This is a genomic window from Bacteroidales bacterium (genome assembly GCA_023229505.1).
Lineage (GTDB): Bacteria > Bacteroidota > Bacteroidia > Bacteroidales > JAGOPY01 > JAGOPY01.
In genome coordinates, this window is record JALNZD010000013.1 from 74862 (window position 1) to 91269 (window position 16408).

Sequence of the window (16408 nt, forward strand, 5' to 3'; positions counted from 1 at the left end):
TATTCCTATCTCAACAGCACCAGCCTTCTTGTCTCATACAACCCTCCGGCCTGTAAACGATAATAATACACCCCGCTTTCCAATCCTGTAGCATTGAACACGGCCTGGTGCAAACCGGTTTCCTGGATTTCATTTACCAATGTGGTCACTTCCCTGCCGGTCATGGTGTATACTTTCAGGGAAATAAATCCTTTTTCTATAAGGTTGTAACGGATCGTTGCTTTGTCCATGAAAGGGTTCGGAAAGTTTTGCAGCAAAGAAACAAAAGATCCCCTACCCTTTTCAGCCATTCCAACATAAGATGGTGTAATTACAGAATAGTAAACGTCCTGTTCGCCATTAAATGTAGCTGCCCAGGCAAGATGAGCTCCTGCATCATCCGAGTACATATCAAAATAATCCCCCATCTTGTCCTGCTGAGGCCATCCGATGTGAGGATTAAAAGAATCGGATAACTTTACATTCTGCGTCCAGGTAAGGCCTTGATCCAACGAATAAGAATAATACAATGCTGAATTTACTAAACCGGAATTATCCCGGGTATCCAGCCAGATGACATCTATACGGCCATCAGGGGCAACTGACATGGTCCCAAACCATTGATAGGCATTGTTTCCGGGATCGTCATTCACCCTAACCGGAAAGCTCCATGTTAACCCACCATCCGTGCTCCGCGCAAACATGATATCACAGGGATCTGAGGTGGAAAAACGCTCTACGGAACAAAGAAGATAAATAATACCATTACCGGGCCCACCGCTTGAATCCATGGTTATTATTGTCTGACCAAGCAAACCGCCAGGATTCGGACATTCGTACCCTCCAAAACCAACGATTTGACCATTAAGATCCACGGAAACTGTGAAATCCCATGACACATCTTCACCGGAATTTTGCGCGTTGGAAGATTTTGCCACCATAAAACCACTCCATAGTGCTCCGCCAACATAAAGTTCGCCATCCGGACTGACAAAAGTCGTCCCCCAGTAGGGATCACCTGGGATGCTGGAACAATCTTCATAGGAGAGATTATTATCGGTTGAACGGGTGAACAAATATGGGTAGCAGGAACTGGCGGTGGACCAGAATTCATAAATGTTCCCTGCCCCAATTCCAGAAGTTTTGTCGATCGACATCCATTGTTTATCACCCCCATGTGCATAGGTACCCATGCCCCATGAGCTACCACCATCGTCAGACTTGTAAACATTACACCAGTATTCATCTCCTCCAACAGTCAGGCTGTTATAGTAGAAATTTCCATCTCCATCACTGCCGAGAACAGGATCAGACCTGAATATGCCGGGATCGATCACCCCGGGAAAAATCCAGGTCTGCCCGGCATCTTCCGTATACCCATAGCCTGCCTGGCGAAAACTGTTAGAAATATTATCAAATTGCCGCCAGCCAATGGCAATTTTGCCGGGATCATTCGGGTTGAATGCAATGGATGGCTCGTTGGCTGCGTCATTAACGATGTTGTTTCCTTCTATGTTGACATTTACCTGCACTATGGAGAATCCCTGGGAATAAAATCTATAAGCAGGCGAAGTCGCATGCATTTCGCGCGGAGAAGCAACATATGCTCCATCCGGAATTTCCAGTAAAACTCTCTTTGGATTTTTAAGTTGATCACCGGTTTTGTCCTGGCCATAACCCGTGGGTAAAAATGCAAGCATTATGATTGCAAACAAAAGCAGAGACGAGTTTTCCGGAAGTTTACAAATAGATAGTTTTTTCATAATTGTCCTAGATATAGAGTAAAGAAGTAAAGATAGCATTAAATAATCTTCAATTCACAACTCACTACTCACTATTCATAACTCATGACTTAAAAAAAATCCGGCTGAATAAACTCCGGCCGGATCTATAAATCAATTGATGGTTTAACTCTTCAGTTCGTCAGATTACTTCTTGATAAACTTCGTCTTGAAGGTATCTTCCTGAGTAATGATAAAGACCATGTAAACCCCTGTTCTGAAGTTTTCCAGGCCGATAACCTGCTGTTCATCGTTTATGATTTCATGGTGGACCACCTGTCCTTTCATATCGTAAATGAAGAGTTCCGCCAGTTTGTTATTTTCAATGCTGATATTCAGTTCGTCGTGAGCAGGATTTGGATAAACCTTGATTTGGTTATCTTCATTACTGGCCGTTTCTGCAGACTCACCCAAGGGTCCTGTCAACGGGATCAGGTAATTGTTCGGGTTCACTTGCATGGAAGCCGTAATCCTGACATTATCGATATAGACATCATCATTATTATCACTCGCATCGCACATAAACCTGATCTTCATGTTTGCAGGGAAAGTATAACTGGTTTCCAGTATACTAACATTCGCACCATAGAAAATGCCATTATTGAAATTAGTAGTCCTGGCATAATTAGCCACGTTGTACCAAGTAGTTCCGTTGTAATACTGAACCCAGAAATTTTCAGTGGAATTGTCCATACTTATAGCGATAAATTCGAATTCCACATCGATCTGAACATACCCAGGAGTACTAACATCCACCCCATTAGTCAGGTAGAATGATGAAGGAACAGCGGTATTGTCCTGAATATCAATCGATGCAATCCCTCCTGAAGCGTACGTTCCGCCCGTATAACGTGCACAATCTGCTCCCCCATCGGTCCAGATACCCCAACCGGCCTCAAAATCTGAGAAGCTAAGCTCCACAGAACCAAATGGTGAAGCTTCCGTGGTGAAAGACCAAACTGAACATCCTGTAGCTGAACCATTTGCGTTATATGGAACCACCTTCCAGTAATAAACCGTGCTATAATTGAGATCTCCAGCAGGATCATAAGAAGTTACGGAACCAACATTTGTCCCGTTGATAATATTTGTCGGAGGATTATTGGTTCCGAAATACAAGGTATATCCCGTAGCATTGGTAACACTGCTCCATTGGAGGTTAGTGGTTATGCTGACCCCTGCAGCACCATTTAGTGGAGCAACCGGGCTGGTACAGGATGGAACTGCAACTACATTTATATAATTGGCTTTTGTCTCAGTATCAGAACCTGCTGTATTAGTGGCAACCAGGGATACTGTATAAATACCTGCCGTACTATAAGTTACGCTTGGATTTTGAGCCGTGCTGGTTGCAGGAGTTCCACCGTTAAAAGTCCATGACCATGAAGTCGGTCCGTTGGTCGAGAGATCTGTAAATTGAACGGCCTGTCCTTCAATAACCGTGGTATTGTTCGCGCTGAAATTTGCTACGGGTGGCTGTGGTGTTCCAAAGGATACAGTATAATCCTCTACCTCCCCATAACTGAATGTTTCACAAGAGGTTGGAACTGCATTATACTTCATTGTAACACGCATACGGGTCGTCCCTGAAACGCCTGTTGCAACAGTAAAATTACCGCTCACCGTCGTGGTGCTTGATGCCGGGGCAAAGGCTGTTTCATTAGCATCCAGGAAATCACCATCTTTATTATAGTCAATCCAGACCCTCCAATATTCAACATAGGTAGACCCTGAGAAAGCCGGAGTAAGGGTCACTGCAACATTACCGCCAGCTGTCATGGGAACGGTCAGGTTGGTGAAATTAGTATAACCTGCAGCGCCTGAACTGTTTATAAAGCTGTTGAAAGCAACCTGCCCTATCCATTCGTAAGAATAATTGCTTCCCTGGGATGCACAGTAGTTGATCTGAACTGCGTTCACCGTGATATAATTTGTCTTCAATTCCGTATCGCTGCCGGACGCATTAGTGGCCACCAGTGTGACTGAATATGTTCCCACAGTATTATAGGTTACAGTTGGATTTTGAACAGTCGAAGACGAAGGAGTCCCACCCGGGAACGACCAGCTCCATGATGTCGGGTTGCAATTGGTATTATCGGTAAAAGTAACCGTATTTCCAACTGTCACAGTAGTAGGACTTCCTGTGAAATTTGCTGTTATATTAGCAACCGAGATATAGCCGGTTTTTGTAAGTGTATTGGTTGTCGAGCCATTACCCACGATCAGTGTAACATCATATACTCCCGGTGTATTGTAGGTTACAACAGGATTCTGAACAGTTGATGTTCCAGGTGTACCACCCGGGAAAGTCCAGTTCCATGAAGTCGGAGAACCTGTTGACTGATCGGTGAAAGTGACCTGTCCGCCTGTGCAAACAGTCGTAGGAGCCCCTGAAAATTGAGCAGTCAATGCTGGTGGGGTAAAAGTAAAGGCGGCTATTTTCGTTTGCCTGCTGCCCCCGTATTCTGAAGTAAACCAGAAAGTATGGTCATTCAGCGGATCGATTGATATACTGGAATAATCACCCCAACGATTGTAGGCGGTCTGTGAACTGCTTCCATTCTGGATGACCTCTTCAGCCACATCCAATACACCGGAGGCTGAGGCATAGGCTGATGCTGACTGTCCGCAATACCTAATGCCTGGATATAAAGTAGTGCTTGAAACAGAGTAGCCCAATCCGAGTTCATTATAACCATTTAAAGCAACGCTTCCCATCCATCTGGAGTGACCGTCAGGCGCATAAGTACCTGACTGTCTGAGTGTCCAGGTTCCGGTTGTGCGTCGCAATTCATACCACCTGATACCGGCATGATCGGTCGCATCAACATCAACAGTATGACTGCACACAATAGTTTGGTAAGTGCCAAAATTCCTGTATTGAGGAACGTTCATAATAACCATGGGAATAGCATCAAGTTCCCTTGTCGTACCTTGTTGCTTGATATTGTCCCAGTTATTTCCGAAATTGCTGTCAAAAGCAGGAATATTGAGCTGCTGACTTCGTGTAAATGTAGAGCTTGATGGTGTTGTCCAGTTTACAGCCAATTCATATATCCACAGCTGGTCGACACCTCCGCCAATGGCGTCATCATTTATTGTGATAAATAAACCGGGAGCTCCTGCAGGCGCAAAAGCACCGTCATTATCAATTGGCGGAACGCACATAAATCCGTCAATTGTTGTGGGCCTCCATGCATTATTAAACCCTACCATCTGCGCTGTTCCACCAATGAGCATCTGGGCGCGCTCAAACACATAGATATCATTTCCAGTGCTGTTATTTGTACCCATGTAGTAACCATCACGCCAGATGCCGAACTTTTCATAATCAGGCATATCAGCAACATCAAACGAATACTTATGCCATACTCCGGTGGGGTCATTCGTAGCTGATACGGCGATCAGCATATAGTCATTTGAGCCACTGATAGAAAACTCAGCGACAAGCCACCTGTCGGCCTGTTCATCATAAAGGCAGATTGGGTCACCATCGTTATATTCTGATCCGGTGACTCCGCTGAAAAGCAGGTTCATATTGGCAGGCCCTGCGACCAGAGCGCCGTTTGCCTTGTTATAAATGGCATACACGGTGTTGATGGTTTGCATATAATGGTTCGGACCTATTGAACCATTAGCATCGGGTGGGTAATAAGGGGATGGTTGTCCGCTGAAATTCAACACCGGAGCCTTTATCCCCATTGTTTTGCCCATCTCTTGCTGCCAAACAGGGTCCGGTCCCTGCGGCAACGCTGTACTGGCATAAGGATAATGCCTTTCTTTCAGTTTTTTATTCAGCATTTTCTGCTCCCCTTTTAGTACCAATTGCTGAAATTCCGCATCGGTAATTGCAGGGAGGTCCCTTAACGCAGGAGATAACCCATGATAAACCCCTGTTTTTATTATAGAGGGGGAAATGGGATTGTCCTGGGCTGCCAGTTTAGCCATGCCGGATAAAATGACCAGAAATAAGTAAAGTGAAAGTCGCTTCATAATCTCAGTTTTTAAAGGTTAATTATTTAAAAAGATTGTCAATAGATTAAATTATAAGTTGATTCTGGAATTCTGTTCCATTCCAGATAAGAAAAATCCTTAGATTTTCTTTAATAATGAATTACGAAAAAGGATGATGGTAAAAATCAAACCAATTGGGGGGGAAATGGTTTACGATATAAAATTACATTGACGAATTGAAATATCCAAATTTTTATTAAAAAACTTTATCTTAAGACTAATAATTTAATACTCTGACATTCATTATTGCTTTCTGGAATCAAAAAGTAAATTCCGCATTGCCTCGCAGGATCTGGCCAAATACAGTAAATGATAATAAAACGGAAGCAATGATGAAAAACCTCATAGAGATCCTATTTACTCAGATATTCAATACTAAATCAAAACCAACCCGCTCCAAGTCCTCTGAATGGCCATGGAATAGAAACTAAAATCAGCAATAAAGCAACTGAATAATAAACCAGAATCTGCTTGTGCTTTTTTAATTCATCAACAGCCCGATCAGATTTAACATAACCGATCGTGACAAGGATAACTGAAATGATCATCAGGCCGATATGTTCAACCAGGAAGAACCTTAACAGGCTGTCTTTCATCGATGCGGCATCAAAGATCACTTTCGGACTTATGAAGTAAAGCACAAATCCCAAAACCAATTGAAGGTGGATGAAAATTAGTGCCAACCTGTTGAAAAAGCAATCATTGCAATTAGAAGAAGATTTCCTGGTCAGCTTAAAACCGGCATTTACGATGGCGGCAATAATGAATAATAACACCAGCCATCTCAGGCCGGAGTGGATATGGACGAAAATCGGATAAATGTTCATAACTTATTGAATTGTAGTATTTATAAAAAATGAAGCATAATCACTATATGTAACAGAAATAAAACAGCCTTCTTCATAAAATTTTGTCTATATAACTCATCATTCGTTCTTACTTTTACCTGATTCTTCAAAAGTACAAAAAATGATTAATGTAATCGACCTCCGAAGTGATACCGTCACCCGCCCCGGAAAGGAAATGCTGGATCGCATGTTTAAAGCCGAAGTTGGTGATGACGTCTTTGGTGATGATCCTACTGTCCAGTTACTGGAAGAGAAAATGGCCGGTATGTTCGGAAAAGAAGCTGCATTATTTTGCCCATCCGGCACTATGACAAACCAGGTTGCCGTAAAGGCTCATACCCAACCGGGAGAGGAAATCATCTGTGATATCACTTCCCACGTTTATAATTACGAAGGAGGCGGAATTGCATTCAATTCCGGATGCTCTGTCAGGCTTGTCCATGGAGACCGTGGACGCATGAAGCCAGACCAAATTTATGACAATATTAACCCTGATAATGTCCATTACCCGAAAACAAGGCTGGTTATTGCTGAAAACACTTCAAACAAAGGTGGAGGAAGCATTTATGATATAAATGACCTGTTACAGATCGGAAAAATCTGTCGCGAAAATGATTTGCTTTTTCACCTTGATGGGGCCCGCCTGTTTAATGCACTGGTTGAGACCGGGGAAAAAACAGAAGATTATGGAAAAATATTTGACTCCATTTCGGTTTGTTTTTCCAAAGGATTGGGAGCACCTGTCGGATCTATACTTACAGGCAGCAAAGATTTCATTTACAAAGCCCGCCGGATCAGAAAAGTGCTGGGTGGTGGCATGCGCCAGGTTGGCTATCTTGCCGCCGCAGCTGATTACGCAGTTGAAAACAATATACTGAGATTAAAGGATGACCATCGCCGGGCGAAGGATCTCGGTTCATTTCTTTCCGCAATGAATTTTATAGAGGAAGTCATGCCTGTTCAAACCAATATAATAATATTCAGCCTGAATGAAAAGTATTCTCAGGATGAATTTCTCAGATTGCTCAATGAGAAAGGGCTTTGGGCTGTGGGGTTCGGACCGCAGAAAATTCGCATGGTAACTCACCTGGATTATACCGATAAAATGCTTTCCAGGACCATCGATATTTTAAAAGGACTTTCCTGATTAAAAGATAATTTTAATTCTTTTCAGGCGCTTTCTTCTTTGAAACTGTCCGGTTCGCTTTTTCGCAGCTGATTAATCAAAGGTTTAAACTCTTTGCGGATCGTTTCCCATTTATCAGGGTATTTTTCAAGTAGTTGCCTGATTAAATCCCTGTTCTTTCCCAATGATTCAGTAATAGCCGGAGCTGATATCGGCGGATCCAATGCCTGCCCGACTTTCGAACTAATGATTGCTATATTTTTGTTTTTCAATCCAATAGCTGCCATTTCCAATTTGTCAAGTAATTGCATAGCCCTGGATTGACGACTGTCAATTTTTCTTGTAAACTGCTCCGTTTTCTCGATGACCTGGTAACTATCAAAATCAAGGCTGTAAGAATGGATCTTTACTACTTCTTCTTCGCTTAACATTAATAAATTCTCAGTGAATACAATAGCATTTTGGAGAATTACAGGTAAATGCTTCAGATTCCCTTTGAAATCCCTAATCTTATTTAATGCTTCATCCGTTAAAATATAAGTCCTGCCGTACTCCTTCGATAAATCCTGCAAGTGCAGCTGGGCCACGTTAATCATATTATCTCCATAACTAGCCTGAATTTGGTTAAGTTGCTCCTTCAGTGATATGTTTTCACTGATGACCGCTCTGACCCCATTATTCAAGGTTCGGAGCAATCTTCGGTTAGACAGGTTCAACTGGAGAAAGGATTTAAACTGATAATATAACAAATGACCGATAATTATTTTATGATCAGCAGTTAGCACCTTATCAGCCTTATTAAGACCAAAATTCCCGAGGTTCTGGTTGAAATAAATCAATAATAAATCATTCAGCTTATCAGTATCATTTTTAAAACGTAAAACAAGGATGACATTATCCAGCTCTGTAAAAATAGTAGGGACTGTCAGGCGCTGAGGGGAGAATTCGAATGGAAGGTCCTCCTTCTTGATCCATGCGAACTGATGATTTTCTGTCCTGAACTTTTGAATCATGACCATATTCTCAGGCCTTTGCAAAACTTCATCAAAGCTATCTTCTATGTCATGATCTCTTTTCCGTGACAAAATCCTGATCTGCCGGTCCCGTTGTGAAAAGTAAATACCTGCTATCTTTTCAATGCCTGGCAGGAATAAATCGGAGTAATGAAATACATTCTCAAATTCATCCCCGATGAATGAAAATAAACCTGGCTTCATGGTTAGTTGAGTTTTGGCAAAGATAAGAAAAATTAAGTACTTAAGTCAATAGTTAAGTAATAATATTAAGTTACTTAAGAATAAATTTAAATATTCCGAAGTTATTACTTAAGAAAACAATAACCACTTAATTTATTTGTTTTCAGCATTATAAGTACTATATCTTTGTATTATCTCCAATAAAAATCCTATTAATTATTAAGTATAAATTCATAAAATATTTTAAGTTAATTAAATTATGCTGAAGTCTGGTTCTAATTTTATCAGGATGTTATTTTACGGAAGATCCCACCACAAGATCCGGACTGATTCATATTGGACTGACTCCTATCCATCTCCTGAGCCTTCATGGCTGAGAAAAACAGCCAATACAACCAGTGACTGGATTTATAACCATATCGACAATTTCTTCCGGGGTCCCGCAAATAAATATAAAGCAGAATTCACTGGTGATCTTTCCAATACAACTATCATAAGTACAAGTTATAAGGAATGGGAATTGAACCAGGACATTGTTGACATTGCATTCGAGGATATCAAGAGTAGTTTGAGTTGGATTTTACCCGGTTTCATTAGAAAATTTGCGTTCCGGTTACACCAGTTAGCATTACTTTATCTTTTTACAGATGTGGTTAATGAAGAGGAATCTTCGGAATGGGCTGAGTTAAGGGATAATCATAATAACCGCATAATATTGGATAAAAGAAAGGTCTTATATACTCTTCAAGGTTTCAAAGATAGAATTGACTCTGATTGCTTGTCTATCAATAATTGGTGGAAGAAATTCATCAGCAGGTTAAGAGTGTTCTTAATGCTGGAACAGGAAAAGAAAACGTATTATTTACTGGGTTACTTTGCTCCTCAGGGATATGATTATTCGATTGATAATCAAAACTACATGATCAGAGGACCTGATAAAACCAAATTGAATCCTGCCTTTTCCTTTCACAAAAGAATTTGATTAATTTCGCTGCATGAAAATTGCAGTAACAGGTGCCAATGGGCATGTTGGTGCTAACTTATGCCGGAGTTTACTTGCTGAAGGTCATCAGGTTAAAGCACTCGTTCATCAGAACATTAATTCACTCAAAGGTCTCAATATTGAAATTGTTCAGGGCAGCCTGCACGATCTCAACGCACTAAGGAGCCTTTGTAAGGATGCAGAAATTGTTTTTCACCTGGCCGCAATGATTTCGATTGATGGACATAAGAATAAACTTCTGGAGGTCAATGTAGAAGGCACAAAAAATCTTATAAAAGTCATACAAGAAAACGGTGTCAGGAGGCTGATCCATTTCAGTTCTATCCACGCTCTCTCCCATTTTCCTTTGGATCAACCCATGGATGAAACAAGACCATTGGTCAAGGAAGGGCCCATGTGGTATGAAATCACCAAGTCAAAAGCTGAAAAAATAGTTTTGGATGCCACTATTGGAGGACTTGATGCTGTCGTGATTAACCCAACTGCCATTGTAGGCCCGAATGATTTTAAACCTTCACTTGTAGGTACTGCACTTATCAGATTGTATAATAACACTTTACCAGCATTGGTACCAGGTGGATACAACTGGGTTGATGTGCGGGATATTGTTCAGGGTGCGATTGCAGCTATGGACAAAGGGCGAAAAGGAGAACGCTATATTCTGGGAGGAAAATGGGTAAGTATTAAAGACCTTGCTTTAATTGTAGAGAAGGTCACCGGGAAAAGGGTCATTAAGTTCATGATCCCTACCCCAATTGCCAAAATCGGAGTACCGTTTATCAAAGCTTATGGCTGGATTGCCAAACAGGAGCCACTCTATACTTTTGAATCACTAAGGGCCTTGCGTGAGGTTAATACTATGATCAGCCATGAAAAAGCCAATACTGAACTGGGCTATAGCTCCCGTGATTTTGAAATTACTATTCGGGACACCATGGATTGGTTTCAATTGCATGGTTATCTCAAGTGATTTCCATTTAACGAGATTCTGGCAAGGATTAAATTTTAAATCTAAACAATTAATTTAGCATTAATGATTAATTCATCTACCATTCAATATCTTGCAATAATTTGGATTGCTGTTGCAATTATAATTTTTCCATTCCTTTTAAGGATTACTGCCCCGTATGGGAGGCATAGCAAACAGAACTGGGGGCCTATGATTGATAACAAGCTTGGCTGGGTGTTAATGGAACTGCCATCTCTGTTGATTTTTGTTTTACTGGTTCTTCTGGGGTCTAAACAACCCTCCTCTCCTATTTGGGTCTTATTTGGTTTGTGGACCATTCATTATTTTAACCGGTCAGTTATTTTTCCATTAAGGACCAAGACCAAAGGGAAGAAAATGCCAATTCTCATCATGTTATCTGCTGTTTTCTTCAATCTTATCAACGCCGGTCTTAACGGGTACTGGCTGGGTTTCATAGCCCCAGCCTATCCTGAAAACTGGATGACCGATCCCCGGTTTATTCTGGGTGGAATAATATTTATCGGTGGATTTATCATAAACCAGGCAGCAGACAAGAAATTAATCGGCTTAAGAAAAGGTGGCAAAATGGGTTATTTTATTCCAAGGGGAGGCCTGTTTAATTACATCTCCTGTCCGAATTTTTTCGGAGAGATTATTGAATGGTCAGGATTTGCCCTTATGGCCTGGAACCTGCCGGCGCTTTCCTTTGCAGTCTGGACTGCTGCTAATCTCATTCCCAGAGCTCTGGATCACCATAAATGGTATAAAAGCTGTTTCAAAGAAGAATATCCAAAGAGCCGTAAAGCTGTTATTCCTTTCCTTATATAAAAGCAGCAATGATTTTATATCATAATAACCATGAACCCTCATAAACCTCATCATCAACCTGCAAACGTAAAAGGGAACCGGCTATTAGCTGCAACAATCCTTAATTTCATCATCTCTATTGCAGAAATCGCCGGAGGATTGATTTCCAATAGCTTATCATTAATTTCAGACGCTTTACACAACCTTAGTGATGGGCTTGCCATTTTTATTGCATGGATTGCCAACAAAATTAGCCAAAAGCCATCAAACTCAAAACGGACTTTTGGATACAAACGCATTGAGATCCTGGCAGTTTTCTTTAATGCCTTGATCCTGATCGCTATTTCGTTATATCTTTTCTATGAAGCCATCCTGAGAATTATTGCCCCTGAACCAGTAAAAGGCCTCATCATGCTTATTGTAGCCCTGATCGGGCTTCTTGCCAATCTTGCAGCGGTATTACTTTTGCGTGGAGATGCGAAAAGAAATATCAATGTCAGAGCAGCTTATCTGCATCTCTTTGGCGACACTCTATCATCTGTAGCAGTTATAATTGGCGGGATACTAATCTATTTCTTTGATATATTCTGGTTAGACCCTATCATCACGATCTTTATCGGTATTTATATCATCAAAGAAACCTGGACAATTTTAAAACAGACCGTCGACATTCTAATGCAAGGATCTCCGGCGGGTCTGAACCTGGATCTGATCAGGCAGGACCTGGAGCAAATTCCTGAGATTGCAAATATCCATCACGTGCATATCTGGAACCTGGATGATCAATCCGTTCATTTTGAGTGTCATGTTGCTTTAATCGAGAATAGCAGGATATCTGAAACGGATAATATTTATTACAAGATAGAAAAAGTCCTGAAAGAAAAGCACCACATCAGTCACCTTACCATACAGTTTGAGCACCAGCTATGTGACGATAAGGATATGATCCATCACTAGTCAGTGGTCATTGGTCAGTAGACGATCATCTTCTCAAAATGGTTTTTCCTCAAGTATCCCCTGATGATCACGTGTGCATCACGGTTATCTTCAAATGGCCTGATAATATCATGCAAAATGCCGGCATTTCCGCCGATTTCATCCAGTTCAATATAACCAAACCCGACAAATCTTCCATTTTCAACTTTCACAACAGAACATTCATAGTCGAACCGGCCATCATCCACAATAAAGAAATTCTTATTCTTATAGGTATATTTACTTATTGCATCGATGACCCGGTCGTTATAATCGGAAGGGCTTTCATTACCAACGCAGGCGCCACGGCAGATTCCCATATGATGGTCAAAACATCCCCCGCTTGATGTATAAAGCCCGCACAGTTTCTGGCAAAGGTTGAATTCGTCGAGCAATCTTTGAAGATGGCTCACGCCTTCCTTTCGGGAAGAGTAGGATGTCAAGGGTAGCCGGTCACCTTTAAGCTGTTCTACAGTGAAATGGATATAACCATCCTGTCCGGTATAGGAGAATAGGCCATACTGAAAAAGTGAGCGTCTCAGGGAACGGTTAAAAACAGGTTTATGCTTTTTTATCTCGGCTGATTCAAGCAGGGATGCAACAAGATCGCTTCCCGTAAGTTCATGAGTAACCGATGCAATCCTTTCACGCATTTCTATTTCACGCCTATGGTCGTTGTTATTCAGGTGCGACATGACCCTGCTTTTAATATTTACACTTTTCCCGATATAGATAATATCGCCATTTTCGTCATGGAAATAATAAACACCTGGTGTTTCTGGAAGCTGTTTAATATCTTCCAGCGACAGTTTTGTATGCAACCCTTTTAAGGATATTTCTTCGAGTTTGTTTTCAATTTTAAGTAGATGTTCCAAAAGAGAAACTGTAGTGAGGGCATCCCCTGCCGCCCGGTGCCTGGCAGGGTTAGTAATATTTAAAATCCTTGCGAGATTACCGAGCCCGTAAGACTGAATACCCGGCATAAGTTTCCGGCTAAGCTTCTTTGTGCAAAGTGTACGCCGGGTATAATCATACATCAGTCTTTTAAATTCACAACGTATAAAGTTATAATCGAAGGAGGCATTATGGGCCACGATCGTTTTACCATCAGTCAGTTCAACAATTTGCCTGGCAACCTCAAAAAAGTGTGGTGCTTCGGCCACCATTTTATTGCTTATTCCCGTAAGGGCAGTGATATGAAATGGTATCCTGCATTCAGGATTGATAAGCGATTCAAACTTTTCCACCACCTTTTCCCCGTCGTGGATGAAGATTGCGATTTCCGTTATACGGTCTTTTCTCGCATTTAAACCGGTTGTTTCAATATCGACGATGGCGTACATACAACAAGTTTTGAGGTTTAAGTGTTAAGGTTTAAGTTGGGAACTTTATTGAAGTTTTAGTTTCATTTGAATATCCTTAATGTCTTTTTGAATGGATATTACAGTTTTAGTAAGTTCGTCTTTCGGGAGATTGGGTTCTGGTATTTCGGAGGATACGAAGTGGACAAACTTCCAGACTTCCCGGATATCTTTCACATTAACCTCATAGGGGTCGTAAAGCGGGTTGAGGGACATAAGGGTGAGTTTCTGTTGCTCTTGCAGATTATTTTCAACCACTTTAAAAACAATACCATCATCAAGGGTGAGGATGATATATGGATATCCACTTCGGATATTAAGCCAGTTCTGAATAAATTCCCCGATCACCCAGGATTTATCGGGGATGGGAAACATTGAATCGCCATTTACCTGAAAGGCACGGTATTTCTTGTCCTTTGAAAGGAATGGCAGCTGAAATACGGGCAGTACGCGGATGAATTCAGGATCAGCAAAGCCGCTGCGGTAACCTGCTTTAGCCGTTTCACTGACCAATTCTATGTTTTCGTTGTTGTCAGGGTCAATCGTTGTGGCAAGTACCCTGAGTTTACTGCCGGTAATAAAAATGTCATATCCCCTTTCAAGTTGGGAAAGCTCACTTTCGGCCAGTTTCGACAAATCTTCTTTCACGAGGGTGTCAATAGATATTTTCAAATGCCGGCTGAAGGAAATAAGGGCCTCCAGTCCGGGCTGGGCAATACCATTTTCGTAGCCGCTCAGGGTAGAGCGCTTCATTCCGAGGGAAAAAGCTATATCGTCCTGGGTCCGTCCGAGACGCTTTCTGAGCAGTTTGATATTTGAACTGAAGTACATCGTTTTATTTGTTTATCCGTTTTTTCTGAAAATATACCCGGTCTGTTGAAAAAAAAATTCTTTTTCTTGACTTGAAAAGATTTTTTGATTAAATTGTAGTCTATTATTTGATTAAATTTTAATCAAAAGTAAAACAAAGAAAATAAAAAGTCAAGAAAAATTTTAAAAAAAAGCAACTTCCTGACCACTAACCACTAACTAATAACCAATAACCAATGACCGAAAACCGCCATATCGTCCATCTCGACCTTGACACGTTCTTTGTATCGGTAGAGCGGCTGATGAATGCACGGCTGATTGGCAGGCCGGTCATTATCGGCGGCACGTCTGACCGGGGCGTTGTGGCCAGTTGCAGTTACGAAGCCCGGCAGTATGGCGTTCATTCGGCCATGCCGATGAGAACAGCACGCATGTTATGCGGGGATGCAATCATCGTCAGGGGTGACATGGATCTGTATTCGCGTTATTCCGGCATAGTCACCCAGATTATTGCAGAAAAGGCGCCGGTCTATGAAAAAGCATCCATCGACGAGCATTATATCGATATCACCGGGATGGACCGTTTTTTTGGCTGCCTGGCCTGGACGCGGGAGTTGCGGCAAACTATCATCCGGGAAACCGGGCTTCCTATCTCCGTTGGCCTGTCGGTCAACAAGACCGTTTCCAAGATCGCTACGGGCGAGGCAAAGCCAAACGGTGAACTGGAAATCCCGGGAGAACGGGTCCGCCCCTTCCTGAATCCCTTATCGATCAAGAAGATACCCATGATCGGCGATAAAGTGTATCATTTACTCCGGTCGATGGGAGTCGACACCATCGAAACCCTAAGCCGTGTCCCGCCCGAAATGGTTGAAAAGGTGCTGGGAAAGAACGGCATTGTTATCTGGAAGAAAGCCAACGGTATCGACACCACCCCTGTAAAGCCTTATTCGGAAAGGAAATCCATTGGTTCCGAGACCACTTTCGAGAATGATACGATCGATATATCACGTATCCGCCAGGTGCTTTCCGCTAAAGTGGAACGACTCACTTTCGAGTTGCGGAAGCAGCAAAAACTAACATCCTGCATCACCGTGAAAATACGCTATTCCAACTTCGATACTCATACCCTGCAACAACGCATTCCCTATACCGCCTTCGATCATATCCTGATCAAAACCTCGATAGAACTGTTCGACCGGCTCTACCAGCGCCGGATGCTCATCCGGCTGGTGGGTGTCAAATTCAGCCACCTGGTCGGCGGCGTGCAGCAACTGAATATGTTCGAGGATACTCCCGAGATGATCAGCCTGTACAACGCCATGGACCATATCCGGAAAAAGTTCGGGAAGAAAGCGATCAGGAGGGCTGTGGGAATTGGGTATTAAATGGTCATTGGTCATTGGTCATTGGTCATTAGTCCCTAAATATAGAACAATATAGTCCGTACAAAGAATAACTTACTAAATTTAAGCGTTGCCCCGTGCAGTGTAGACCGTTCAACTTATGATACTTTGATATCAATCATTAGTCTGGTC

General features: G+C 42.0%; 12 protein-coding genes. 6 read left to right on the top strand and 6 right to left on the bottom strand.

Going from position 1 to position 16408, the window contains the following annotated elements; genetic code table 11:
* Nucleotides 1-5 precede the first annotated feature (5 nt).
* From M0Q51_06585 to M0Q51_06595, 3 genes are all read right to left on the bottom strand, one after another.
* Nucleotides 6-1742 carry a T9SS type A sorting domain-containing protein gene (locus M0Q51_06585; GenBank protein MCK9399647.1) on the bottom strand — a complete coding sequence of 579 codons (1737 nt, stop codon included), beginning with the start codon at nucleotides 1740-1742 and terminating at the stop codon, nucleotides 6-8.
* Between the two features lie 165 nt (nucleotides 1743-1907).
* Nucleotides 1908-5753 (bottom strand): PKD domain-containing protein, encoded by a 3846-nt coding sequence (locus M0Q51_06590; GenBank protein ID MCK9399648.1) that lies wholly within the window; start codon nucleotides 5751-5753, stop codon nucleotides 1908-1910.
* 401 nt (nucleotides 5754-6154) lie between these two features.
* Nucleotides 6155-6601 carry a hypothetical protein gene (locus tag M0Q51_06595; GenBank protein ID MCK9399649.1) on the bottom strand — a complete coding sequence of 149 codons (447 nt, stop codon included), beginning with the start codon at nucleotides 6599-6601 and terminating at the stop codon, nucleotides 6155-6157.
* A gap of 142 nt (nucleotides 6602-6743) precedes the next feature.
* Between M0Q51_06595 and M0Q51_06600 the strand changes: the two genes are divergently transcribed.
* Nucleotides 6744-7769, top strand: a complete 1026-nt coding sequence (locus M0Q51_06600) for an aminotransferase class I/II-fold pyridoxal phosphate-dependent enzyme (GenBank protein MCK9399650.1) — start codon at nucleotides 6744-6746, stop codon at nucleotides 7767-7769.
* Nucleotides 7770-7792: 23 nt separating this feature from the next.
* On the opposite strand, the gene M0Q51_06605 is transcribed toward M0Q51_06600, so the two are convergent.
* Nucleotides 7793-8965, bottom strand: coding sequence for a hypothetical protein (locus tag M0Q51_06605; GenBank protein ID MCK9399651.1), 1173 nt, complete (start codon nucleotides 8963-8965; stop codon nucleotides 7793-7795).
* Nucleotides 8966-9203: 238 nt separating this feature from the next.
* On the opposite strand from M0Q51_06605, the gene M0Q51_06610 reads away from it, so the two are divergent.
* From M0Q51_06610 to M0Q51_06625, 4 genes are all read left to right on the top strand, one after another.
* Nucleotides 9204-9926 (top strand): hypothetical protein, encoded by a 723-nt coding sequence (locus M0Q51_06610; protein MCK9399652.1) that lies wholly within the window; start codon nucleotides 9204-9206, stop codon nucleotides 9924-9926.
* Between the two features lie 13 nt (nucleotides 9927-9939).
* A complete protein-coding gene (locus tag M0Q51_06615; protein MCK9399653.1) occupies nucleotides 9940-10917 on the top strand; it encodes an NAD-dependent epimerase/dehydratase family protein in 978 nt (325 codons plus the stop codon).
* Between the two features lie 375 nt (nucleotides 10918-11292).
* The gene (locus M0Q51_06620; protein MCK9399654.1) at nucleotides 11293-11745 is read left to right on the top strand and encodes a 3-oxo-5-alpha-steroid 4-dehydrogenase; all 453 of its coding nucleotides are present in this window, start codon (nucleotides 11293-11295) and stop codon (nucleotides 11743-11745) included.
* A gap of 30 nt (nucleotides 11746-11775) precedes the next feature.
* Nucleotides 11776-12681 (top strand): cation diffusion facilitator family transporter, encoded by a 906-nt coding sequence (locus M0Q51_06625; protein MCK9399655.1) that lies wholly within the window; start codon nucleotides 11776-11778, stop codon nucleotides 12679-12681.
* 14 nt (nucleotides 12682-12695) lie between these two features.
* Here the strand turns inward: M0Q51_06625 and M0Q51_06630 are convergent, their stop codons facing one another.
* Together M0Q51_06630 and M0Q51_06635 are read right to left on the bottom strand one after the other, a co-directional pair.
* Entirely contained in the window at nucleotides 12696-14042 is a 1347-nt protein-coding gene (locus tag M0Q51_06630; GenBank protein ID MCK9399656.1) for an exonuclease domain-containing protein, read from the bottom strand.
* 45 nt (nucleotides 14043-14087) lie between these two features.
* Nucleotides 14088-14891 (bottom strand): helix-turn-helix domain-containing protein, encoded by an 804-nt coding sequence (locus M0Q51_06635; protein MCK9399657.1) that lies wholly within the window; start codon nucleotides 14889-14891, stop codon nucleotides 14088-14090.
* 215 nt (nucleotides 14892-15106) lie between these two features.
* Between M0Q51_06635 and dinB the strand changes: the two genes are divergently transcribed.
* Entirely contained in the window at nucleotides 15107-16258 is a 1152-nt protein-coding gene (gene dinB, locus M0Q51_06640; GenBank protein MCK9399658.1) for a DNA polymerase IV, read from the top strand.
* The last annotated feature ends 150 nt before the right edge of the window (nucleotides 16259-16408 follow it).

Excerpts from the sequence above, each read along its gene's own strand:
- M0Q51_06585 (MCK9399647.1), bottom strand. The coding sequence starts at position 1,742 with ATGAAAAAACTATCTATTTGTAAACTTCCGGAAAACTCGTCTCTGCTT.
- M0Q51_06590 (MCK9399648.1), bottom strand. The coding sequence starts at position 5,753 with ATGAAGCGACTTTCACTTTACTTATTTCTGGTCATTTTATCCGGCATG.
- M0Q51_06595 (MCK9399649.1), bottom strand. The coding sequence starts at position 6,601 with ATGAACATTTATCCGATTTTCGTCCATATCCACTCCGGCCTGAGATGG.
- M0Q51_06600 (MCK9399650.1), top strand. The coding sequence starts at position 6,744 with ATGATTAATGTAATCGACCTCCGAAGTGATACCGTCACCCGCCCCGGA.
- M0Q51_06605 (MCK9399651.1), bottom strand. The coding sequence starts at position 8,965 with ATGAAGCCAGGTTTATTTTCATTCATCGGGGATGAATTTGAGAATGTA.
- M0Q51_06610 (MCK9399652.1), top strand. The coding sequence starts at position 9,204 with ATGCTGAAGTCTGGTTCTAATTTTATCAGGATGTTATTTTACGGAAGA.
- M0Q51_06615 (MCK9399653.1), top strand. The coding sequence starts at position 9,940 with ATGAAAATTGCAGTAACAGGTGCCAATGGGCATGTTGGTGCTAACTTA.
- M0Q51_06620 (MCK9399654.1), top strand. The coding sequence starts at position 11,293 with ATGCCAATTCTCATCATGTTATCTGCTGTTTTCTTCAATCTTATCAAC.
- M0Q51_06625 (MCK9399655.1), top strand. The coding sequence starts at position 11,776 with ATGAACCCTCATAAACCTCATCATCAACCTGCAAACGTAAAAGGGAAC.
- M0Q51_06630 (MCK9399656.1), bottom strand. The coding sequence starts at position 14,042 with ATGTACGCCATCGTCGATATTGAAACAACCGGTTTAAATGCGAGAAAA.
- M0Q51_06635 (MCK9399657.1), bottom strand. The coding sequence starts at position 14,891 with ATGTACTTCAGTTCAAATATCAAACTGCTCAGAAAGCGTCTCGGACGG.
- dinB (MCK9399658.1), top strand. The coding sequence starts at position 15,107 with ATGACCGAAAACCGCCATATCGTCCATCTCGACCTTGACACGTTCTTT.